Genomic DNA, 22,053 nt, shown 5'->3' with positions numbered 1-22,053 from the left:
CGCCATGAGCATCCTCGTCAACGAGAACACGAAGGTCCTCGTCCAGGGCATCACCGGCTCGGCGGGCTCGTTCCACGCCAAGCAGATGCTGGAGTACGGAACGAAGATTGTGGGCGGTGTCACGCCGGGCAAGGGCGGCACCTCCTTCGAGGGCAAGGTTCCCGTGTTCAACACGGTCGCCGACGCGGTGAAGCAGGCGGGCGCGAACACGTCCGTCATCTTCGTGCCGCCGCCCTTCGCCGCTGACTCCATCATGGAGGCCGCGGACGCGGGCATCTCCCTCATCATCACCATCACCGAGGGCATCCCGGTCAACGACATGGTGCGCGCCAAGCGCTACCTGCAGGGCAAGCCGGGCGTGCGCCTCATCGGTCCGAACTGCCCGGGCGTCATCACCCCCGGCGCCAAGTGCAAGATCGGCATCATGCCGGGCCACATCCACAAGCCGGGCCGTATCGGCGTGGTGTCCCGCTCCGGCACGCTGACCTACGAAGCCGTGCACCAGCTCACGCAGCTGGGCCTGGGCCAGTCCACCGCGGTGGGCATCGGCGGTGACCCCGTCAACGGCACCAACTTCGTGGACGTGCTGAAGCTCTTCCAGGCCGACCCGGAGACGGACGCCGTCATCATGATCGGTGAGATCGGCGGCAGCGCGGAGGAAGAGGGCGCCGCGTACGTCGCGCGCGAGTTCACCAAGCCCATCGCCGGCTTCATCGCCGGTCAGTCCGCGCCCCCGGGCAAGCGCATGGGCCACGCGGGCGCCATCATCTCCGGCGGCAAGGGCACGGCCGGGGAGAAGATCAAGGCGATGGAGGCCGCGGGCATCCTGATGGCCGCGAGCCCCGCGGAGCTGGGCACCACGCTGCAGGCGGCCGTCAAGCGCGGCCCCCCGAAGCGCTAAGTCGAACCTTTCACACGACACACACACGAGGAGCCAACGACCATGGCCATCGAGCGCACGCTGTCCATCATCAAGCCGGACGGGCTGAAGAACCACCACATCGGGGAGATCATCGCCCGGTTCGAGAAGGCGGGCCTGACGCCCGTCGGCATCCGTCTGCAGCAGCTGTCGCAGAAGGAAGCGGAAGGCTTCTACGCCGTCCACAGCGCCCGGGGTTTCTTCAAGGACCTGGTCTCGTTCATGACCTCCGGACCGGTGCTCGTGATGGCGCTCGAGGGTGAGAACGCCGTCCTGAAGAACCGTGACCTCATGGGCGCCACGGATCCGAAGAAGGCCGACAAGGGCACCATCCGCGCGGACTTCGCCCAGAGCATCGACGCGAACACGGTGCACGGTTCGGACAGCCTGGAGAACGCGAAGAACGAGATCGCGTACTTCTTCCGCGAGACCGAGCTCCAGAAGTACTGAGCAGCGTCCAGCCTGCTGACAGCGGCCCGGTGTCCACGCCCCACGAGGCGCGGACCCGGGCCGTCGTCTTTTCCGGGCGCCGTATCCGGTTGCCCTGCAGGACGGTCCTTGCTACCGATAATGAAAATCACAATCGGCAAGGAAGCACGCATGAGCGGCGATTCAGAGCGCGTGGCCCGTCGTGGGCCGTTCCCGGTGAAGTTGCGGTTGCTGGAAGTCCTTCGCGTGACGCGGCTGTCGCCGCACATGGTGCGCGTGACGCTGGGCGGCCCGGAGCTGGAGGGCTTCACGTCCCCCGGCGCGGATGACCACGTGAAGTGCTTCTTCGCGAGGCCTGGCGTGAAGAAGCCGAACATGCCGGTGGTGGGCCCCCACGGCCTGTCCATGCAGGAGGGGCTGGAGAAGCCGGCGTCGCGCGACTACACGCCGCGCCGCTTCGATCCGAAGGCCGGGGAGCTGGACATCGACTTCGTGCTGCACGGCGAGGGCCCCGCGTCGCTGTGGGCGCAGCAGACGAAGCCCGGCGACTTCATGGGCATTGGCGGCCCGCGCAGCACGCACGACGTGGCGGACGACTTCGACTGGTACCTGCTCGCGGGGGACCAGAGCGCGCTGCCGGCCATCGCACGGCGCCTGGAGGAGCTGCCTGCGGGCAAGCGCGCGTTCGCCTTCATCGAGGTCGCGGACGCCGCGGAGGAGCAGCCCATCGCCAGCAAGGCGGACGTGAAGGTCACCTGGCTGCACCGGGGCAACGCGGAGGCCGGCACCACGAAGCACCTGGAGGACGCGCTGCGCGCCTGGACGCAGCCCTCGGGGGACGGGTTCGTGTTCGTGGCGGGCGAGTCCACGTCGCTCAAGCCCATCCGGGAACACCTGGTGAACGAGCGCGGTCTGAACAAGAGCTGGATGCGGGTGACGGGCTACTGGAAGCGCGGCGTCGCCGAGCACCACGACTCGAAGGGGTAGGCAGGGGAGGGGGCGGGCACTCCTTTGACTTGCCGTGCCTTCTTGTGGGAAGCACGCCCCATTGTCCTCCGTTAGCCCCGACTGAACGATGTCCGAGCCTACCGCTACAGCCCTTCCTGTCACCGAGCCCCTGCCGGTGTCGGCCCCCGCGAAGCTGGTCGACGTGGCCAGCCTGTCGCGCGAGAAGCTCGCGCTGTTCCTGAGCGAGCAGCTGGGCGAGCGCCCGTTCCGCGCGGCGCAGCTCTACCGCTGGCTGCATCAGCGCGGCGCCACCTCGTTCGAGGAGATGACGGACCTGTCCAAGGTCCTGCGTGAGAAGCTCAAGGTCAAGGCGGAGATCGTCCCGCTGGTGAAGGACCTGGAGCAGCGCAGCGTCGACGGCACCATCAAGTACCGCTTCAAGACGCGCGACGGGCGCTTCATCGAGTCCGTCTACATGCCGGCGGAGGACCGCAAGACGCTCTGCGTGTCCACGCAGGTGGGCTGCGCCATGGCCTGCACGTTCTGCATGACGGGCACGCTGGGCCTCAAGCGCAACCTCACGGCGGGGGAGATTGTCGCCCAGGTGCACGCGGTGAACCGCGAGGTGCGCCGCAACGAGGGACTGGAGACGCTCCGTCCGCTCACGAACCTGGTGTTCATGGGCATGGGCGAGCCGCTCCACAACTTCGAGAACCTCAAGACGGCGCTCGCCATCCTCCAGTCGGAGGAGGGGCCCAACTTCAGCCACCGGCACATCACCGTCTCCACCGTGGGCCTGGTGCCCATGATTGAGCGCTTCGGCCAGGAGACGGACGTCAAGCTGGCCATCTCGCTCAACGCCAGCACGGACGAGCAGCGCAGCCAGACGATGCCGGTGAACCGCAAGTGGAACATCCAGGCGCTCCTGGATGCCTGCCGCAAGTTCCCCCTGCGCCAGGGCCGCCGCATCACCTTCGAGTACGTGCTGCTCAAAGGATTCAACGACACCGACGACGACGCGCACCGGCTGAAGGAGCTCCTGCGCGACATCCCGGCGAAGGTGAACCTGATCCCGTACAACGAGAACCCCGGCCTGGGGTTCCAGACGACGGGCGAGCAGCGGGCCGAGGAATTCCGGGCCATCCTTGCCGAGGCTCACGTCGCGGCATACATCCGGAAGAACCGGGGCCGTGACATCGCCGGGGCTTGTGGCCAGCTCGCCAATCGCGACGAGACGGCCGCGGAAGCCCCGACATGACATAAGCACCCGAGCTTCCTTGACAATCCAGTCGGCAGGGCGCTAAGAGCGCCCCCCTCCGCACTGTTACCGTAGAAGTCACACGATTTCGCTGGAGCGATTCCATGGCCGTTGTCCTCCGTCTTGCCCGCGCGGGCGCCAAGAAGATGCCGTACTACCACGTGGTTGCCACCGACTCGCGCAGCCCGCGTGACGGAAAGTTCCTGGAGCAGGTCGGTTCCTACGACCCCAACCACAGCCCCGCGAAGGTGCAGTTCAACGAGGAGCGGCTGAACTACTGGCTGAAGAGCGGCGCGCTGCCCTCCGAGACGGTCGCGGACCTGATCAAGACGGCGAAGAAGCAGGCTCCGGCGACCACCGCCTGAGCACGCCCCCGTCTGGACAAGACGTGGAGCCGCTGCTCACGTATCTGGCGAAGGCCCTGGTTGATCAACCTGACCAGGTCACCTTACGCATCTCCGAGGCGGATGGCGGCCAGCTCTATGAGCTGAAGGTCGCCCCCGAGGACGTCGGCAAGGTCATCGGTCGTGATGGGCGCACCGTGAACGCCCTCCGGACGCTGATCAACGCCGCCGCCCAGAAGCAGGGCCAGAAGGTCCGCCTGGAGATACTTGACGATCGCCGCGCTCCGGGTTCTCCCCCGGCGCCGCCCGCTCCGGACGCCGCGCAGTGAGCGCGCAGGACTGTCTGGAGTTGGGCTACGTGGCCCGTGCGCACGGGCTGCGCGGCGAGGTGGCGGTCAGAAGCTTCGACCCCGCCTCGGAGACGCTCGGTACCGTCGAGCGCGTCTGGTTGCGCCTGCGCTCCGGCGAGGAGCGCGAGTACGCCCTGGAGACCTTCCGTCCCGCCAACAAGGAGGACCTGGTGTTCTTCGAGGGCGTGGCGTCCCGCACGGCCGCCGAGGCATTGGTGGGCGCGAAGGTGTTCGTCTATCGCGAGGACCTGGAGCCGCCCGAGGAGGGCGAGTTCTTCCAGGGCGACCTCGTGGGGTTGAACGCCGTGGACGAGCAGGGCGCCTCCCTGGGCACGGTGGAGGAGGTCTGGGCCACCGGTGAAGTCCCCAACCTGGTGATCCGCGCGAAGGGCCGGCCGGAGCTGGTGGTGCCTTTCGCGGATGAGTTCGTGCCGGCGGTGGACGTGCCGGCGGGGCGCATCGTGATCCGGCCTCCGGAGTACCTGGATGCGGACGAGCCGCCGGAGGAGTCTGGAGACGGCGGGTGAGCTACCGCGTGGAGCTGCTCACGCTGTTCCCCGGGATGGTGTCCGGCTACCTGGGCGCGAGCATCCTCGGGAAGGCCCAGGAGAAGGGGCTGATCTCCGTCACGCTCACCGACGTGCGCGACTACGCCGAGGGCAAGCACCGCGTCACCGACGACGCGCCCTATGGCGGCGGCGCCGGCATGGTGATGAAGCCCGAGCCGCTGGTGGCCGCCATCGAAGCAGCCCGTGCGCGTCATCCCGGGGCGAAGGCGCTGCTGATGAGCCCCCGGGGGCCCACGTTCACGCAGGCCACGGCGCGGGAGTTGGCGCGGCACGAGGCCGGGCTGATCCTCGTCTGTGGCCGCTACGAAGGCGTGGACGAGCGGGTGATGCCCTTCCTGGACGGCGAACTGTCCCTGGGCGACTTCGTCCTCACGGGCGGAGAGGTCGCGGCCATGGCGGTGGTGGACGCGGTGGCGCGGCTGGTGCCGGGCGTCCTGGGCAACGAAGCGTCCTCCGTGGCGGAGAGCTTCGAGGAGAACCTCCTGGAGCACCCGCACTACACCCGGCCGCCTGTCTTCCGGGGAGCCGAGGTGCCTGCCGCCCTCCAGTCCGGCGATCACGCCCGCATTGCCCGCTGGCGCCGGTGGAAGGCCATCAAGCTCACGCAGGAGCGGCGGCCTGACCTGTTCGCGCGGCTGGTGTTCAGCAAAGCGGATCAGAAACTGCTCGCCAGGGAAGAAGAAGCGTTGTAACCCTCCGTGTTCTCGCGGAACCCTTCGTTGCAGGCTTGTTCGTCCCGGCGGTCTCTGCTAGGACGGCCCGCTCTTTTCCACGCGTCCTACGCGTCAAGTTCCGCTTTCTGGAGTCCGTTATGCGCCGCAGCCTCATCGAGCACGTCGAAAACAAGTTCCTGCGCAAGGACATCACCGCGTTCCGCACGGGTGATTCCGTTCGCGTCCACTGGAAGGTCAAGGAAGGCGAGAAGGAGCGCGTGCAGGCCTTCGAGGGCGTGGTCATCCGCAAGACCAAGGGCACGAACCGCGCGACCTTCACCGTGCGCAAGATGTCCTTCGGCGTCGGCGTGGAGCGCATCTTCCCCATCCACAGCCCGCGCTACGAGAAGATCGAAGTCCTCACCCGCGGCGACGTGAACCGCAAGCGCCTGTTCTACCTCCGCGACCTGAAGGGCAAGGCCTCGCGCGTGGACGTGCTGGTGGACCCGGAGAAGCTCGCAGCCAAGGCTGCCAAGTCCGCCGTCGCTCCGGGCTAGTAGGTCCGCAGAAACCCTCTCGCGGCCTTCGCGGCCGCGTGAGAGAAGGAGCGTCCTTCACTGGACGCTCCTTTTTTCGTTCGGGCTAGACTGCGCGCGCCATGCACTTCGTCGAGGTCGCCATCCAGAACGTCCGCGGGTTCTCTCCCGCCGGGCGCTTCCCGCTGAAGAGCGGGTATCTGATCCTCAAGCCGCCCACGGCGGACGTGTTGCCGCTGGCGAACGTGGCGTTGTCGCTGCTGTTCGCGGATGGCCGCGGCGGGGACTCAAGCCTGGTGGGCTCGGCGGGACGCTCGGGCAAGGCCGCGCTGACGTTCGTGGGCCAGGACGGGATGACGTACCGGATATTGCGCGAGCTGGGAGGTTCCGGATCGCTGCACCGGCTCAATCCCGCCACCAGCCAGCCGGAGCTCGTGTCCACGGACGTGTCGGAGATCAACCAGTACCTGCGCGGCCAGGCGGGCCTGCCTCCGCGCACCACCTTCGAGCAGGTGTACTGCCTCCAACTGGTGATGCTGCCGTCGCGCCGGCCTCGCAAGAGCGTGGCCAGGGCCGCCGCGGCTGCGGGCGCGAAGGCCTCCGGGGCCACGCCGTCGCTGGCGGCCGCCTCCCAGGTGGCGCCGGCGGAGGACGTCCCGGCCGCCGAAGCGAAGGTGAAGGTGCTGCAGAAGGAGCTCGTCACCGCGAAGGAGGTGGATCAGCTCCAGTTCAAGGTGGATGAGCTGGCATCGCTCATCTTCGAGGCGGACTCGAAGCTCAAGGGCGGCGAGGGCCTCAAGGAGGCCATCTCGCGCGCGGAGGCCGCCTGGCGCGCGGCGCCCTCGCCGGAGTCGATGGGGCTGCCGCTGGACATCCTCTCGCGAGTGAAGCGCTACCCGAAGGCAGTGGCGCGGCGGGACGAGGCGTTGGCGCGGCTGGAGACGGACCGCGAGCCGGAGCAGGACGATGCGTCGCTGAAGGTTCCGCCGCTCACGGAGAACCGATTCTTCTGGGGAGGCCTGGGCGCGGGCGTGCTCTTCATGGGCCTGAGCGTGGGCCTGGGCATCGTCGCGGCGCAGCCCATGTGGCGCTACCTGGCGTTGATCAACATCCCCGCCTTCGGCACGGCCGCGTGGATGGCGCTGCGCTACGTGGACGACCTGCAGCACGCCACGCGCAAGGGCTCCAAGGACAACCGCAAGGATGCACGGCAGAAGAAGATCCTCGACGAGTTCGAGCTCGAGGATGCTCCGGTGCGCATGGCCATCAAGGCCCTGAACCTGGAGACCCACACGGAGATCCCCGCCGCGCTGGAGCAGAAGGATCTGCTCGGCATCCGGCTGGGAGAGCTGCAGACGCAGCTGGAGGAGTACGAGTCCTCCCCCGAGTTTCAGGGCGCCATCCGCGACGGACAGGAGCTGCGCGCGCAGCAGGAGACGCTCAACGCGGAGCTGACCGCGAAGGGTACCTATGTGCGCGACCTGCGCGAGGTGGAGCGGGAGCTGTCGCGGCTGAAGGAGTCCATCGCGCTGGCGAAGGCGCCCCCGGTGCAGGTGGCCGCGGCCCCTGGCCAGACGCCGGTGCCGGTGGATCCGCTGGAGGATCCGTCCCCCCTGGTGCTGTCGCAGGCCGCGGACGTGCTCACGACCGACATCCTGTCGGTGCAGGCGCTCCTGAAGGACCGCTGCGTGCAGTACCTCACCGCGCTCACGGACCGGCGCTACCAGGGCGTGGAGTGGGACCGCGAGGGCAACGCCTTCCTGCTCACTCAGAACAGCCGCATCCCGGTGGGCGAGCTGTCCCCGAAGGACATCGACCTCTACTACCTGGCGCTGCGCCTGACGGTGGTGGAGAAGACGTGCGCCCGGGTGAAGCGCCCCTTCCTCCTGGACGACGTGCTGACGGGCGTGGACGAAGCGAAGCTGCCCCTCGTCGCCCGCATGCTCAAGCACCTGGGCACGCTCACGCAGGTCCTGCACGTCACCGCCCACCCCGGCTTCGGCCAGATGTCGGACGGCACCGTTAACGTCTAGCCGCCGCCGGAATCACGAGGGGCGGCGGGGACGGAAATGGGGACGCGGCGGGACGTGGGGGACGTGGCGGAGGCGGAGGGCGTGCGCCTGCTGGAGTCGCAGGGCTTCCGGGTGGTGGCGCGCAACTGGACGTGCCGCTACGGCGAGCTGGACATCGTGGCGGAGCAAGGGGAACTCGTGTGCTTCGTGGAGGTGCGCATGCGCTCCTCCGCTGCGTGGGGAGACCCGTCGCACACCGTGTCCTTCGCCAAGCAGCGCCGGGTGGTGAAGGCCGCGTTGCACTACCTCTTCCAGAACGGCATCGACGGGCGCATGGTGCGCTTCGACGTCATCTCCGTCGTGGGCCAGGGCGAGCACGCCCGGGTGGAACACCTGCCCGCCGCCTTCGACGCTGGCATGTAAAGGAATCCGTCCCTTGGCTGGAACGCTCTACCTCGTGGCCACGCCCATCGGGAACCTGGGGGACGTCACCGCCCGGGCCCTGGAGACGCTGCGCACCGTCGGCCTCCTCGCGTGCGAGGACACCCGGCACTCGCGCATCCTGTTGGATCACTTCGGCATCACCGGGAAGGACCTGGTGAGCCTGCCCGCCTTCGCGGAGGGGCAGCGCGCCGGCCGCATCCTGGACCGCATCGAGGCAGGGGAGGACTGCGCGCTCGTCACCGACGCGGGCAGCCCCGGCATCAGCGACCCGGGTGAGAAGCTGGTGGCGGAGGCGCTGGAGCGAGGCCTGAAGGTGGAGCCGGTGCCCGGTCCCACGGCGCTGGTGGCCGCCCTGAGCGCTTCGGGCCTGCCCACCGGGCGCTTCCACTTCCTGGGCTTCCTGCCGCGCAAAGGGCCGGAGCGCCGGGAAATGCTGGACGAGGTGGCCCCCCTTTCCGCCACCTGCGTCCTCTACGAGTCCCCGCGCCGTCTGGCGGAGACGCTGGTGGACCTGCAGGAGGCCTGGGGCGACCGCCGCGCGTGTGTGGCGCGGGAGCTGACCAAGCTGCACGAGGAGTTCGTCCGGGGGCCGCTGTCCGCGCTGGTGGCGCGCTACGCGGGCGAGGAGACCCGGGGCGAGGTGGTGGTGCTGGTGGAGGGCCGCACCGGCGAGCAGCGCTGGAGCGAGGACGAGCTGCGCCGGGCGCTGGAGGCGGGACTGGCTCGCGGCGAGAAGCTCAAGCCGCTGAGCACGGAGCTGGCCCGCCGCGCGGGGTGGCCCGGCCAGGAGGTGTACCGGCTGGGCCTGGGGCTGAAGCAGCGGTAGGGGTGGCCCACCGCTGCTCCAGGCGGGACTTCAGAAGCTGAAGGTCGCGCCCAGGTCGAAGCGGAACGTGGTGCTCTGGATGGCCCGGAAGCGGCGGGACACCAGGTCGTAGCGCCAGTCGAACGTGGGGTTCAGCTCCGGCGAGCCCAAGGCGGTGTCCACGGTCCCGTCGCCGTTCAGGTCCTGGCCAATGGCCTCGGTCGTGAGCAGGTGCTCCGTGTTGTAGAGGAAGTTGCCGGAGGCCCGGATGGTGAAGGCCTCCGCGGCGCGGGCGGTGACGCCCACCTGGCCACCCACCTGGAAGTAGTCGTCGGACGTGAGCAGCTTGCGCAGCGCGGAGCTCAGCTCGTTGTAGTACCGGCCGCGGCCCACGTAGTTGCCCAGGAGCTTCAGGTCCAGGGTGAACTTCTGGGACTTCGCCGCGTTCTCGAAGGGCACCAGCTCCATGCCGAAGGCGAGCGCCGTCTGCGACGGGGCCTTGATGCCCGTCTCCTGGCGGGTCCAGATGTCCTGGTAGCAGTTGCCCGGGGCACCCAGGTTGGGCGGGTTGGCGCCGGACTGGTCGCAGTTGGAGTATGCGCCGGGGCCTCGCACCGGGATGGTGTGGGACGCCTTGAAGTACGGCTCGGCCACGCCCATCTTCCGCGAGAAGGTCGTGTAGAGCTGGTACTTGTGGACGCGGTCGCCCACGTTGCCGCGATCGCCGTCCGGATCGGTGTTGGCTACGCTCGGGTCGCGCTGCTTGGCGGTGGGCGCCTCGTAGTCGATGCCGACAATCCACGTGGGCTTGGTGTTGTCCTTCTCCTGGTTGAAGAAGGCGTACGCCAGCCCGAAGTGCACGTTGCCCAGGCCGCCGCGGTAGCTCTCCTGGGGCACCTGGAACAGCCGACCCACGCAGCCCTCGTCGGAGTAGGGCGAGCCGTCCGCGTTGAAGCAGCTGTTCGTGATGGTGGAGTTGCCCTGGGTCGTTCCCGAGACGAAGTTCCACGTCTCGTTCTGCTGGAAGACGATGGGCAGCTTGAAGCTGAACTCCAGGTCCTTCCACAGACCGAAGGCGACGGCGAGATTCAGCCGCGCGTCCACGCCCTTGTACCAGAGCTCGTTGACCTCGGGGACGTTGGTGGCGTCGCCGTCGCGAAGCTGCTCGCGGACGATCTTCGCGCGCGTCTGCGTGCGCTCGAAGCCCACGTCGAGGAAGAGGTCGAACGGATCATCATCCTCGAACGAGGAAGCAATCCGGGTGATCTCCGCCGCGCTGGCGGCGAAAGGCACGCCCAGCGTCAGCGCGGCGATGACGGCACGAAACCTGTGCATCCACTACCTCCGACGACCACGGCCCAGGCCTGCCAGCTAGCCGTGCCGTCGGAGGAGTGTCAAGAAATGGGTGGGGCTTTACTTCCCCGCGACCGACGTTCCCAGCAGTCCATCCAGCCGCTGGACCTCGGTGTCGAAGGCGCCCTTCTGTGCGGCCGCCAGGGACGCGCGGAAGGTCTTGTGCTGGTCGAAGGGGTCCAGGACGCGGTTTTCGCCCAGCATGAGTTGGTAGTGCAGGTGGGGGGCGAAGGAGTGGCCCGTGTTGCCGCTCTGCGCCAGCACCTGGCCCGCGGACACGCGCATCCCGGCCTGGACCGTGCGGGGCAGCTCCGCCAGGTGCAGGAAGAGGGCGCGGCGGCCCTTGCCCCCGGATTCCACCAGCTCGATGCAGTTGCCGTTGCTGCCGAAGTTCCAGTTCTTGCGCTTGATGACGCCCGCGAACGGGGCCCGGACCGTCGTGCCCACCGGCGCGCGGAAGTCCACGCCCTTGTGGCCACGGCCGTCGCGCAGGAGTGAGGTGATCTGCTCGTAGCTGTCGATGGGCGACTTCTCCATCCGCAGCTCCAGCTCGTCGCCGCCCGGCAGGTAGTAGCGGGAGTTCGGCTCACCCGCGGGCGTGAAGCGGTAGGCGCGGTGCGTCTGGCCCGTCTTGCCGCTCACGAAGCGCACCGCGTACACCAGCGGCTCCTCGTTGGGGCGGCGCTGGAAGAGCACGTCCAGCGTGTCCCCCCGGAGGATTTCGCCGGGGACTCGCACCCACCAGACCAGCGTGCGGGTCACCACCTGCGCCAGGGCGGGGCCCACGGTGGAGTCGGAGGCCTGGACGAGCGCCGTCTCCAGCGGGCCCTCGATGCGGATGGACACGCGCTCCAGGCCCGCGGCCTTCACGGGGTCGGTGGGCGCGGGCGGGGCCACGGGGGCCGCGGCCACGGTGCCGGCGTCCAGCGCGGACGCGGTCTGCGAGGCGACGTCCATGGGGACATCCGCCATGCGCTGTTTCCACCACCACACGCCACCCGCGGCCGCGCCGAGGATGACGGAGACGGCAACCACCGGTCCGAAGGGATTGCGCTTCGGTGGTCCACCGAGGGTGGGAAGATTCGGCCGCATTCAGGCTCCCTGAGGGTAAGAAGGTACGCGGGGGCCGAAACCGCTGGCGAGAAGGCGATATTTCGGCCCCCCTGGCTACTCGTCCGGGCCGTCTTCCTGACCGTCCGGGGTGGTGTCGCGCAGGCCGAACTCCTTCATCTTCGTCTGGAGCGACTTGCGGCTGATCTGCAGGAGGCGCGCGGCGCGCGTGACGTTGCCGCCCGTCTCGTCCAGCTTCTTGACGATGAGGTCCCGCTCCAGCTCCGCGGCCTTCATGCGCACGATGTCCTTGAGGCCCACTTCGCCCACGGGGACGTCCAGCGTGCCCAGCGAGGCGGCGACCTGTGCCCCTGCCTGCACGCCCGCTCCCCCGCGCACCGGCTCCGGCAGGTCCTTCGCGGTGATGTGGGGACCGTCCGCGAAGAGCAGCACGCGCTCGATGAGGTTCTCCAGCTCGCGGATGTTGCCCGGCCACGCATACGCCTGGAGCAGCGCGAGCGCGTCGTCAGCGATGCCTTCGATCTTCTTGTGGAGGCGCCGGTTGTACTTGTCCACGAAGTGCGCGGCGAGCATCGGGATGTCGCCCCGGCGCTCGCGCAGCGCGGGCAGGCCGATGGGCACCACGGCCAGCCGGTAGTACAGGTCCTTGCGGAAGCGGCCCGCTTCGATCTCCGCCTGGAGGTCGCGGTTGGTGGCGGCCACCAGGCGCACGTTCACGCGCGTCGTCTTGATGCCGCCCACGCGCTCGAACTCGCCCTCCTGGAGCGCGCGCAGCAGCTTCACCTGCATCTCGACGGGAATTTCGCCAATCTCGTCCAGGAAGAGGGTGCCCTCGTCGGCCAGCTCGAAGCGGCCGGGCTTGGACGTGACGGCGCCGGTGAAGGCGCCCTTCTCGTAGCCGAACAGCTCGCTCTCCAGCAGCGTGGCGGGGATGGCGGCGCAGTTGATCTTGATGAACGGCTTGTCGCGGCGGCTGGACGCACCGTGCAGCGCGGTGGCGATGAGCTCCTTGCCCGTGCCGCTCTCTCCGGTGATCAGCACCGTGGAGGGCGTGTCCGCGACCTTGTCGATGACCTTGTAGACGTCTTGGATCTGCGGCGACTCGCCGATGATGGCGGACCGGGCCTTGTGGTCCGCGCGCACGGAGCGCTTGGCGCTCTCGTTCGTCTTGGCGGCCTTGGACACGACGGAGGACAGCTCCGCCTGATCAAAGGGCTTGGTGATGTAGTCGAACGCGCCCGCCTTGATGGCCTCCACCGCGGAGTCCACGGTTCCGTGCGCGGTGATGATGATCACCGGCACGTCCGGGTTGGCGGTGCGAACGGCGGCGAGGACCTCCATGCCGCCCAGCTTGGGCATCACCAGGTCGGTGACGACGATGTCCGCGCCGTTCTTGTGGAACTCGGCCAGGCCCTGCTCGCCGTTCTCCGCCACGGTGACGTCGAACCCGTCGCGGCGCAGCAGGGCGGCCAGCACCTTGCGCAGGTTCGTCTCGTCATCGATGACCAGGACCTTGGCCATGAGTCTCCGCGCGGGGACCGCGACTTAACGGCGCGCTGGGGGAGCGGCCGGGATGGCGCCTTCCAGCGTGCAGATGGCGTCCGGGTGCTTGATGCGCAGGAGCAGCGACTCCAGCACGCGGAACGGGTGGTTCATCTTGCTGGCGCCCAGGTAGGCCGCGACCATGTCCATGGCCACCGCCAGGTCCATGTTCTCCCGGCCCGTGGACACCACCACGCCGGACTCACCGCGCAGGCGGTTGGACTGGTAGACGCCGTCTGACGCGAGCTGGCGGATGGTTTCAATCTCCAGCACGCCCGTCTTCTCGTAGATGCGGTGCAGCTGCGAGTACAGGCGCGGCGACAGCACCACGGCGTAGGGCCCGAAGTGGCCTGCCTCGTTGAGCTTGCGCGTGGCCTCCACGATGGTCTGGAACCCGCCGCCCGGCGCCGTCCAGTCCCCCAGCGTGGCGGTGAGGCGGCCGTTGGCCGTCATCAGGCCCTCGTAGCCCAGGCGCTGGTCGCCGTAGAAGATGAGCTCGTCTTCCTGCTGCGCGCACAGCGCGGCGGCGCCAGCGGCGGCGGACACATCCAGCGGCATGTTGTGCGTGCGCGCCGCCTCGATGTCCCGCCAGTGCAGCAGGAAGTCCTTGTAGATGATGGGGATGGTCTTGAACTTGCGGACGTCGGTGAAGACCATCGCGGTCTCCTGCTCCCCGACGATGTCCACCGCGCCCGGGGACACGCCCTGGAACTCGTCGTAGGCCACGGTCTGCACGCCCGCGCCCAGCGGCCCGTAGATGTCCAGGATGCGGCGGCCCACCAGCGAACGGCGAGCCACCTGGATCACCGTCTCGTTGAGGCGCGCCCACTCCTCTTCGCGCAGCGGGTTCTCGGCATGTCCAAGGAAGTCAGGCATCGGTGTCTCCGTCACGAGCGGCGGCAGAGGAGGGGAGAGGAGAAGGCAGGAAACAAAAGGGTTCTAGCGACCGCCACTGGAGCCACCGCTTCCACCGCCGCGGCGCAGGCTGCCGATGGTGAGCGGATGGCCGTTGGCCGAAGGCGGCGGCGCGGGGACGCCGTAGATGAGGCGCTGGGGCGGCAGGGACGTCAGGGGCTCGTTCGCCAGGCGGCCCACCGCGGGCGGGGCGGGTGGCGCCGCATGCACGGGCGCGGCGGCGGGCACGGCGGGCTCCGAGGGGACGCCCCCCACGGCGGCCTGGAAGTGGCCGGGGACGAAGGGCTTGGCGAAGTGCGCGTCCTGACCCTTGTCGAGCATGCGGAGCATGTGGGTCGCCTCGGACACGTGCTCCTTCTCCTCCGCCGCCAGGTGGAGGAAGAAGGCCTTGACCTCTGGGAGGGAGGAGTCCTCGGCGAACGCCTCGTACTCGTTGATGGTCTCGAGTTCGCGTGCCAGGACGGCGCGGATGCGCGCGACGTCGGACCGCTCGGTGTCGGACTTTCCGGCCATTGGGGGCGGACCCTCGCAACCTGTGAGGTGAGCGTCAAGTGAAACAGCGGTCGAAGGGTTTCCTGCTGCATGCCGAAGAACGCCGGACGTAGAGTTCGCCTCTTCGTGACCGCCCCCGCACCTGTCCCGCAGTCCCAGGCCGCCTCTCCGGCCGCCCCTCTTCCGTCCAGCCCTGAACGCAGCGTGGGAGGCCGGGGCGCGACGTTGGTGGCCATTGGCATCCTGGCGTCGCGGTTGATGGGCCTGGTGCGCGAGCGGGTCTTCGCGCACTACCTGGGCAACGCGGAGGCCGCCGCCGTCTTCAAGGCCGCGCTGCGCATCCCCAACTTCCTCCAGAACCTCTTCGGCGAAGGTGTGCTGTCGGGCTCCTTCATCCCCGTCTACGCCCAGCTGCTGGGCAAGAAGGACGCGGACGAGGCGGACCGGGTCGCGGGCGCGGTGTTCGGCCTGCTGGCCATGGCCACCGCTGTGATGGTGGCGCTGGGCATGCTGGCCACGCCGCTGTTCGTGGATCTCATCGCGCCGGGGTTCGACGGTGGCGAGCGCGACCTGGCCGTGCGGCTGGTGCGCATCCTCTTCCCGGGCACGGGCTTCCTGGTGCTGAGCGCGTGGTGCCTGGGCATCCTCAACAGCCACCGGCGCTTCCTCCTGTCCTATCTGGCGCCCGTGGTGTGGAACGTCGTCATCATCGCCACACTGCTGGCGGTGGGCAGCCTGCACGGCACGTCCGGGGGGCGCGCCGCGGAAGAAGCCGTGACGGAGTGGCTGGCCTACGGCGTGGTGCTGGGCAGCTTCCTCCAGTTCGCGGTGCAGGTGCCCACGGTGATGCGCCTGCTGGGCCACTTCCGCCCGGTGGTGTCGCTGGCGAGCGCCTCCGTGCGCCAGGTGCTGAAGAACTTCGGCCCGGTGGTGCTGGGGCGCGGCGTGGTGCAGTTCAGCGCGTGGGTGGACACCGCCTTCGCGTCGCTCATCTCCAACCGCGCGCTGTCCTCGCTCCTCTACGCGCAGACCATCTACCTCATCCCGGTGAGCCTCTTCGGCATGGCGGTGTCCGCCGCGGAGCTGCCGGAGATGGCGCGCGCCACGGCGGAAGGAGATGCCCAGGCGCACTCGAAGCTGCGAAGCCGCGTCGACGCGGGCTCGCGGCGCATCGCCTTCTGGGTGGTGCCCTCCGCCGTCGCGCTCTTCTTCCTCGGGGACCTGGTGAGCGGTGCGCTCCTTCAGACGGGCCGCTTCGGCGCCTCGGACTCGCGCTACCTCTGGTACCTGCTGATGGGCGCGGCGGTGGGCCTGGTGGCGTCCACCGTGGGCCGGCTCTACGCCTCCGCCTTCTACGCGCTGAAGGATCCGAAGACGCCGCTGCGCTACGCCATCGTGCGCGTGACCCTGGGGACCGTGAAGGCCTGGTTCCTGGCGCTGTGGCTGCCGGAGCGGCTGGGTCTGCCCCGGGAGCTGGGTGCGGCGTTCCTCACCCTGTCCAGCGGCATCGTCGCCTGGGTGGAGACCACGCTCCTGCGCCGCAAGCTGCGCTCCATCGTAGGGCCCGTGGGCCTGCCTTCGGGGCTGCTGCCCCGGTTGTACGGCGCGGCGGTGGTGGGCGGGCTCGTGGCCCTGGCCGTCAAGCAGGGCCTCACCAGCCTCCTGGGCCCCATGCCCGGGGTGGGGGCGGAGTGGGGCGGGACCCTCCTGGTGCCGCCCCGACTGCACCCGGTGCTGGGCCTGATGGCGACGGCTGTGCCCTTCGGCGTCGTCTACTTCGCGGTGTCCGCCGCGCTGGGCGTCCCGGAGGCGGGCGCCGTCTTCCGCAAGGTGGGTCGGAAGCTGGGTCTCGCCCGGTAGACGCGGTGCGGCGCCCGGTGGGACGGCTGCCCTCCAGGCAGTGTCTGGGGGCTCAAACGGAATGCAGGACAGGCCCCTTTCCGTTGGGATAGGAGGCCGATTGTGAAGGGGATGGCCGCATGCGGCTTCCTCCGGGCATGGCGCACGTGTAGAGTGCGCCGCCTTTTTCCAAAGGCCCCGACTTCAAGGAAGTCCCGGGCTGGAATCGTCAACGGAAGGTCTCGGCAGTGAGCGACGAGAAGAGCGGCGGAAATTCGGGCGGTCCTGGCGGTTTCGGTCCCAAGAAGCCGAAGGCCACGTTTGGCGACGTGATGCTGGGCATCCCTTCGGGGGGCCAGGGCAACGAGCGCGGCGGTGGCCGTGGTGGCCGCGATGAGAAGGGCGGGCCGGGCCGCGGTGATCGCGGTCCTCGCGACGCCCAGTCGCAGCCCCGTCCCCAGGGCGACGCGCCCCGCGGCGGCGGTGAGCGCGGCGGTGGCCGTGGCGGCGAGCGCCGGGGTGGCGGTGGAGGCGGCGAGCGCCGTCCGTCCGGCCCCATGGTGGTCGTGAAGCGGGCCTCGGGCTCCATCGAGACGCGCGCGCTGGAGGGTGAGAAGCCCGCCGAGGCGACCGCGACCGCGGAGCAGACGGGCGCTGACGCGCAGGCCTCCGCGGCCTCGACGCCGGCTCCGGCCCCGCGTCCGGTGACGCCGGCCCCCGCGCCGTCCAGCCCGCTGTACGAAGAGGTCGCTGAGACCGAGTCCTTCGCGGACATGTTCGAGGCGCAGGTCAAGGACGGTGGCGCTCCTGGCCGCCGTGGCGTGCGCATTGGCGAGAAGGTCGGTGGCACCATCTTCCAGCTGGGCGCGGACACCGCGTTCGTGTCGCTGGACGGCTCGGCGAAGTCCGAGGCGATGATCGAGCTGCGCGAGCTCAAGGACGACGAGGGCATCCTGCGCTTCGGCGTGGGTGACCGTCTGGAGGCGCACGTCGTGGAGATGGGTGCCCGGGGCATCCAGCTCAGCCGCGCGCTGGCCAAGGGCAACGCGTCCTTCGCGATGCTCGCGGAGGCCCGCGCCTCCGGCATGCCGGTGGAAGGCCTGGTCCTCAGCGTGAACAAGGGCGGCGTGGAAGTCGCCATCGGTGAGACACGCGCCTTCTGCCCCATCAGCCAGCTGGACATCCGCTTCGTGGAGAAGCCGGATCAGTTCATCGGCGAGAAGCTCCAGTTCCGCGTGACGGAAGTGCGCGACCGCAACGTGGTGCTGTCGCGCCGCTCGCTGCTGGAGGACGAGCAGCGCCGGCTGGCGACGGAGACGCGCAAGACCCTGGCCGTGGGCAAGACGGTCAAGGGCAAGGTCTCCGGCGTGCGCGACTTCGGCGTGTTCGTGGACCTGGGCGGCGTGGAGGGCATGGTCCCCGTCTCCGAGCTCTCCTATACGCGCGTCGCGCACCCCAGCGACGTGGTGAAGCAGGGCGACGACGTGGAGGTGGAGATCCTCCGCATGGAGGAGGGCCAGCCCAACTCCCCCGACAAGTCCAAGCAGAAGGAGCGCATCACCCTGTCGCTGCGTTCGCGTCAGGAGGATCCGTTCAAGAAGGCGCTGGAGGAGATCAAGGAGGGCGACCGCATGCAGGGCAAGGTCGTCCGGCTGCAGCCCTTCGGCGCGTTCGTGGAGCTGCGCCCGGGCGTGGACGGCCTGGTGCACATCTCCGCGCTGAGCGACCGGCGCATCGCGCACCCGCGCGACGCGGTGAAGGAAGGCGAGGTCATCTGGGTCTCCGTCGAGAAGATCGACCCGAATGACAAGCGCATCGGCCTGCGCCGCATCTCCGAGGAGGAGGCCCAGCGTCCTCCCGAGGAGCGTCCCGCGAAGGAGGCCCAGGCGTCGGCTCCCAAGGAGCCCGCGGCGGCCCGTCCCAAGGTGGGCGCGGTCGTCGTCGGCAAGGTGGATCGGCTGGAGCCGTACGGTGTGTTCCTCGCGTTCCCGGGCGGCAAGGGCCTCATCCCGGCCAGCGAGACCGGCACGGATCGCGGCACGGACATGCGCAAGCACTTCTCCATCGGCCAGGAGCTGAAGGTGGCGATCATCGACATCGACGCCTCCGGGAAGATCCGCCTGTCCATCCCCGGCGCCATCCGCGCGGAGGAGCGCGCCGAGGTGGAGGCCTGGCAGAAGACGCAGCAGCCGCAGGGCGCTGGCAAGAAGGGCTTCGGCACCTTCGCGGATCTGCTCAGCAAGCTGGGCAAGTAGTGACGTCACGCCATCTCGGCGCTCGCGCGAAACAATGCGATGGGGCGCCGAGATAGGTGTTGACGGTAGCGAGAGGCTTCGGTACTTACCCTCTCGTTCTCGCCGCGGGGTGGAGCAGCCTGGTAGCTCGTCGGGCTCATAACCCGAAGGTCGCAGGTTCAAATCCTGCCCCCGCAACTTGAAAAAGCCCGGGGTCGAAATGAAAGTTTCGACCCCGGGTGTTCAAGGTGATAACAGCAGTGCCGCGTCACGGTGACGCGGGGTGGAGCAGCCTGGTAGCTCGTCGGGCTCATAACCCGAAGGTCGCAGGTTCAAATCCTGCCCCCGCAACTCTGAGAGGGCCCCGGTGGAAACGCCGGGGCCCTTTCGCTTTTTCAGCGTCTGACTTTGCCGCTCGCGGGCTTGGAAGTCCGCCACGCTTCGACGGGCAGCAGCGGGTGCTCCTCGAAGTGGCTGCGCGCCGTGCGGACGAAGGCGCCCACGTTCGCGGAGGTGCTCCGGCGGCCGGGGTAGATGACGCTCACCGGGACCGGTGGTGGCGCGAACGCTCCGAGGAGCAGCACCAGCCGCCCCGCGAGCACGGCGTCCGCCACCTGGTACGAGAGCGTGCGCGCGATACCAACCCCTTGCTCCGCCGCCGCGATGAGCGCGTCCGCGCTGTTGAGGATGAGGCGGGGCTGGATGCGCACCGGCTTCTCCCTTTCGCCGAACCGCCACTCGTTCGTCGCGTCGAGGCCCTCGAAGGCGATGAGCTCATGGCGGTTCAGCTCCGCGGGCGAGCGGGGTACCCCGTGCTGCTTCACGTAGTGGGGGCTGGCCACCAGCACGCGGCGGACGGTGCCGACCTTGAGGGCAATGAGGCTGCTGTCCTTGAGCTCCCCCAGGCGGACGGCCGCGTCGATGCCTTCGTCCACGAGGTGCTGGTTCCTGTCCGACAGGTGCATGCGGACGGACAGGGCCGGATGCGCCGCGAGCAGCTTCTGGACCACCGGTAGGACGTGAAGCCGTCCGAAGACGATGGGGGCGGAGAGGTGGAGCTCGCCTCGCGGCTCGGCGTTCTCACCCCGGACGCGCCGGTCGGCCTCATCCAGGTCCTCCAGCAGCCGGTGGCAGCTCTCCAGATAGATCTGCCCACGTTCGGTGAGGCGCACGGAGCGCGTCGTGCGCGTGAGGAGCGCGAGCCCGAGCCGCTCCTCGAGCTGGGCGACAGCGCGGGTCGCCACCGACGGAGAGATGCGGAGGTGGCGGGATGCGCCCGTGAAGCTACCCTGCCTGGCGACGGCGACGAACGTCCGGAGCGTGAAGAGCTGGTCCATGATTCTTGCGGGGTTGGCAATGAAGTCTTGCGGGTTGGGCTGATTATTTCACCACGTCCCATGGATATACGTGGTGCATCGAGGGAGAAAAGCCATGGGCCGTTTCGCAAGACTCGCCTTCACGCCCGCGGTGAGGGCGTTCCAGGAGCAGAACGGGAGCCGTGCGGCCTACGCACGTATCGAGAGGGCAGGGGACGCACCGGATGTGCTCACGCCCGACGAGGCGGAGTTCCTTGCCCAACGTGACAGCTTCTACATGGCCAGCATGGGCGCGAACGGTTGGCCCTACATCCAGCACCGGGGCGGTCCGCCGGGCTTCATCCGGGTGCTGGACCCGCACACGCTGGGCTTCGCGGACTACCGGGGGAACAAGCAGTACATCTCCGCGGGCAACGTCAGCGAGAACGACCGGGTCGCGCTCATCTTCGTGGACTACCCGAACCGTGCGCGCCTGAAGGTCCTGGCGCACGCGTCCGTCATCACCCGCGAAACGGACCCTGCGATGATGGAGCGACTGGAGGTCCCCGGGCAAAGCGCGAAGGCGGAACGCGGCTTCGTGCTCCGGGTGGAGGGCTTCGACTGGAATTGTCCCCAGCACATCACGCCCCGGTTCACCGAGGCGGAGCTGGACGAAATGCTGCGTCCGGTGTCGACCGAGCTCCAGACGCTCCGCACGGAGAACCGCTCCCTTCGCGAGGAGCTTGCTCGCTTGAAGCGGTCCCCGGTTTGACCCTGGACCTACGGTCGGGTAGGTTACGGTTCGGTAGGTTTGATCGTGGAGGCGTGAGCCATGAACAGCCAGTCGCCAGCCGTCAGGAAGAACGCGGAGGCCCTGCGGGGTGCCAGCCGCCTCGCGGTGCAGGCCACCCGGGGCGTGATGGGGCTCGTCGAGGAGGTGCACTGCACCATCGCCAGCGGGCCGTCCGTCCTGGGCAGGCCGTTGGAGCGCCCGGCGCGGGCCGTGACGGGGTGGATCTACTCGACACTCCAGGAGGCCACGCGGCACGTGGGGGCGGGGCTCGACGCCGTGCTCGCGCGGCTCTCGCCGTGGCTGGGTGACAGTGCTCCGGGGCTTCAGCGGGAGGCGGTGCTCTCCGCGCTGAACGGTGTGCTGGGGGATGCGCTGGAGGCGCAGGGCAACCCGCTCGCGATTCCGATGGCGTTCCGGGTCCACGGGCATCCGTTGTGCCTGGAGCCCGAGGCCTTGCGCGACGCCCTCCCAGAGGCAGGCAGCCGGCTGCTCGTGCTGGTCCATGGCTCCTCGATGAACGACCTTCAGTGGAGCCGGCGGGGGCATGACCATGGCGCGGCGCTGGCGCGCGACCTCGGCTACACGCCGGTCTACCTCCACTACAACAGCGGCCTGCACATCTCCCAGAACGGGCGTGCGCTCTCCGCGCTGCTGGAACAGCTCGTGGCCTGCTGGCCGGTGCCTCTCGAATCGCTGACGCTCATGGGCCACAGCATGGGCGGACTGGTGGCGCGGAGCGCGTGCCTCGCGGCGGAGGCCGAGGGCCAGGCCTGGCGTCCCTTGTTGCGCGGGCTCGTCTGCCTTGGGTCTCCCCATCACGGCTCACCGCTGGAGCGCGGTGGGAGCTGGGTGGACGTGCTGCTGGAGATCAGTCCGTACAGCGCGCCGTTCGCTCGCCTGGGACGGATCCGTGGTGCTGGCGTCACCGACCTGCGCTTCGGCAACGTGCTCGATGAGCACTGGGAAGGGCGGGAGCGCTTCGGGTGGGGTGGGGATGCCCGTCGCGGCGTCACGCTGCCGGAGGGCGTGGCCTGCTACGCGATCGCGGCGACCACCGCGAAGGCGTTGGCGGAGCGGCTGCCCGGTGACGGGCTGGTCCCGGTGGACAGCGCGCTCGGGCGGCATGCCCTGCCCGAGCTGACACTGCGATTCCCGGAAGCGAACCAGCGGATCATCCCGGGCGCGAACCACCTGGACCTGCTCGACCACCCGGAGGTCTACGCCACGCTTCGCACGTGGCTCGCTTCCTGAA

Annotated in this window: 22 protein-coding genes and 2 tRNA genes; 18 read left to right on the top strand and 6 right to left on the bottom strand. The window is 69.1% G+C overall.

Annotation, left to right across the window (positions count from 1 at the left end; all coding sequences use genetic code 11):
* Positions 1–4: 4 nt before the first annotated feature.
* The 12 genes from sucD (at position 5) to rsmI (ending at position 9,288) form a co-directional block, all read left to right on the top strand.
* Positions 5–901 (top strand): succinate--CoA ligase subunit alpha, encoded by an 897-nt coding sequence (gene sucD, locus D7X99_RS09195; protein WP_121777438.1) that lies wholly within the window; start codon positions 5–7, stop codon positions 899–901.
* A gap of 42 nt (positions 902–943) precedes the next feature.
* Positions 944–1,369: a nucleoside-diphosphate kinase gene (ndk, locus tag D7X99_RS09190; RefSeq protein WP_121777437.1), complete on the top strand. Its 426-nt coding sequence runs from the start codon at positions 944–946 to the stop codon at positions 1,367–1,369.
* 150 nt (positions 1,370–1,519) lie between these two features.
* The gene (locus D7X99_RS09185; protein ID WP_121777436.1) at positions 1,520–2,335 is read left to right on the top strand and encodes a siderophore-interacting protein; all 816 of its coding nucleotides are present in this window, start codon (positions 1,520–1,522) and stop codon (positions 2,333–2,335) included.
* An 88-nt stretch (positions 2,336–2,423) separates the two neighbouring features.
* Entirely contained in the window at positions 2,424–3,554 is a 1,131-nt protein-coding gene (gene rlmN, locus D7X99_RS09180; RefSeq protein WP_120576713.1) for a 23S rRNA (adenine(2503)-C(2))-methyltransferase RlmN, read from the top strand.
* 104 nt (positions 3,555–3,658) lie between these two features.
* Positions 3,659–3,919, top strand: coding sequence for a 30S ribosomal protein S16 (rpsP, locus tag D7X99_RS09175; protein ID WP_014397299.1), 261 nt, complete (start codon positions 3,659–3,661; stop codon positions 3,917–3,919).
* A 23-nt stretch (positions 3,920–3,942) separates the two neighbouring features.
* Positions 3,943–4,227, top strand: coding sequence for a KH domain-containing protein (locus D7X99_RS09170; protein ID WP_121777435.1), 285 nt, complete (start codon positions 3,943–3,945; stop codon positions 4,225–4,227).
* Positions 4,224–4,775, top strand: coding sequence for a ribosome maturation factor RimM (gene rimM / locus D7X99_RS09165; protein WP_120596348.1), 552 nt, complete (start codon positions 4,224–4,226; stop codon positions 4,773–4,775). Before D7X99_RS09170 ends, rimM begins: the two co-directional genes overlap by 4 nt.
* Entirely contained in the window at positions 4,772–5,509 is a 738-nt protein-coding gene (trmD, locus tag D7X99_RS09160; RefSeq protein ID WP_120596347.1) for a tRNA (guanosine(37)-N1)-methyltransferase TrmD, read from the top strand. The genes rimM and trmD overlap by 4 nt, the downstream gene beginning before the upstream one ends.
* Before the next feature lie 119 nt (positions 5,510–5,628).
* The gene (rplS, locus tag D7X99_RS09155; protein WP_120576717.1) at positions 5,629–6,027 is read left to right on the top strand and encodes a 50S ribosomal protein L19; all 399 of its coding nucleotides are present in this window, start codon (positions 5,629–5,631) and stop codon (positions 6,025–6,027) included.
* 101 nt (positions 6,028–6,128) lie between these two features.
* Positions 6,129–8,039 (top strand): ATP-binding protein, encoded by a 1,911-nt coding sequence (locus D7X99_RS43535; protein WP_233613222.1) that lies wholly within the window; start codon positions 6,129–6,131, stop codon positions 8,037–8,039.
* A 36-nt stretch (positions 8,040–8,075) separates the two neighbouring features.
* On the top strand, positions 8,076–8,441 hold the full coding sequence (locus D7X99_RS09145; protein ID WP_121751667.1) for a YraN family protein: 366 nt from the start codon (positions 8,076–8,078) through the stop codon (positions 8,439–8,441).
* Between the two features lie 13 nt (positions 8,442–8,454).
* Positions 8,455–9,288, top strand: a complete 834-nt coding sequence (gene rsmI / locus D7X99_RS09140; protein ID WP_120599689.1) for a 16S rRNA (cytidine(1402)-2'-O)-methyltransferase — start codon at positions 8,455–8,457, stop codon at positions 9,286–9,288.
* 30 nt (positions 9,289–9,318) lie between these two features.
* On the opposite strand, the gene D7X99_RS09135 is transcribed toward rsmI, so the two are convergent.
* From D7X99_RS09135 to D7X99_RS09115, 5 genes are all read right to left on the bottom strand, one after another.
* Positions 9,319–10,602, bottom strand: a complete 1,284-nt coding sequence (locus tag D7X99_RS09135) for a hypothetical protein (protein WP_120599688.1) — start codon at positions 10,600–10,602, stop codon at positions 9,319–9,321.
* Between the two features lie 78 nt (positions 10,603–10,680).
* Complete coding sequence (locus D7X99_RS09130) at positions 10,681–11,712, bottom strand: M23 family metallopeptidase (RefSeq protein ID WP_121777434.1); 1,032 nt, start codon at positions 11,710–11,712, stop codon at positions 10,681–10,683.
* Between the two features lie 75 nt (positions 11,713–11,787).
* Positions 11,788–13,212: a sigma-54 dependent transcriptional regulator gene (locus tag D7X99_RS09125; protein WP_121777433.1), complete on the bottom strand. Its 1,425-nt coding sequence runs from the start codon at positions 13,210–13,212 to the stop codon at positions 11,788–11,790.
* A 24-nt stretch (positions 13,213–13,236) separates the two neighbouring features.
* Positions 13,237–14,109 (bottom strand): encapsulin nanocompartment shell protein EncA, encoded by an 873-nt coding sequence (gene encA, locus D7X99_RS09120; RefSeq protein WP_120576723.1) that lies wholly within the window; start codon positions 14,107–14,109, stop codon positions 13,237–13,239.
* Between the two features lie 63 nt (positions 14,110–14,172).
* Positions 14,173–14,661 (bottom strand): ferritin family protein, encoded by a 489-nt coding sequence (locus D7X99_RS09115; protein WP_121777432.1) that lies wholly within the window; start codon positions 14,659–14,661, stop codon positions 14,173–14,175.
* 69 nt (positions 14,662–14,730) lie between these two features.
* Here D7X99_RS09115 and murJ point away from each other — a divergent pair, with 69 nt between their 5' ends.
* The 4 genes from murJ to D7X99_RS09095 all read left to right on the top strand — a co-directional run bounded on the left by murJ (position 14,731) and on the right by D7X99_RS09095 (position 19,064).
* Positions 14,731–16,500, top strand: a complete 1,770-nt coding sequence (murJ, locus tag D7X99_RS09110; protein WP_255429281.1) for a murein biosynthesis integral membrane protein MurJ — start codon at positions 14,731–14,733, stop codon at positions 16,498–16,500.
* 227 nt (positions 16,501–16,727) lie between these two features.
* Positions 16,728–18,734: a S1 RNA-binding domain-containing protein gene (locus tag D7X99_RS09105; RefSeq protein WP_121755125.1), complete on the top strand. Its 2,007-nt coding sequence runs from the start codon at positions 16,728–16,730 to the stop codon at positions 18,732–18,734.
* Between the two features lie 103 nt (positions 18,735–18,837).
* Positions 18,838–18,911 (top strand) — tRNA-Met (locus D7X99_RS09100).
* Between the two features lie 79 nt (positions 18,912–18,990).
* Positions 18,991–19,064: transfer RNA gene (locus D7X99_RS09095), tRNA-Met, on the top strand.
* 44 nt (positions 19,065–19,108) lie between these two features.
* Here the strand turns inward: D7X99_RS09095 and D7X99_RS09090 are convergent.
* Positions 19,109–20,050 carry a LysR family transcriptional regulator gene (locus D7X99_RS09090; RefSeq protein ID WP_121777430.1) on the bottom strand — a complete coding sequence of 314 codons (942 nt, stop codon included), beginning with the start codon at positions 20,048–20,050 and terminating at the stop codon, positions 19,109–19,111.
* A 94-nt stretch (positions 20,051–20,144) separates the two neighbouring features.
* Here D7X99_RS09090 and D7X99_RS09085 point away from each other — a divergent pair, with 94 nt between their 5' ends.
* Both D7X99_RS09085 and D7X99_RS09080 read left to right on the top strand, forming a co-directional pair.
* Positions 20,145–20,780 carry a pyridoxamine 5'-phosphate oxidase family protein gene (locus tag D7X99_RS09085; RefSeq protein ID WP_121777429.1) on the top strand — a complete coding sequence of 212 codons (636 nt, stop codon included), beginning with the start codon at positions 20,145–20,147 and terminating at the stop codon, positions 20,778–20,780.
* 60 nt (positions 20,781–20,840) lie between these two features.
* Positions 20,841–22,052 carry an alpha/beta hydrolase gene (locus D7X99_RS09080; protein ID WP_121777428.1) on the top strand — a complete coding sequence of 404 codons (1,212 nt, stop codon included), beginning with the start codon at positions 20,841–20,843 and terminating at the stop codon, positions 22,050–22,052.
* Position 22,053: the final 1 nt, after the last annotated feature.

This window comes from Corallococcus sp. AB032C (genome assembly GCF_003668935.1).
GTDB lineage: Bacteria > Myxococcota > Myxococcia > Myxococcales > Myxococcaceae > Corallococcus > Corallococcus exiguus.
This window is presented reverse-complemented; position numbering and strand designations above follow the sequence as displayed.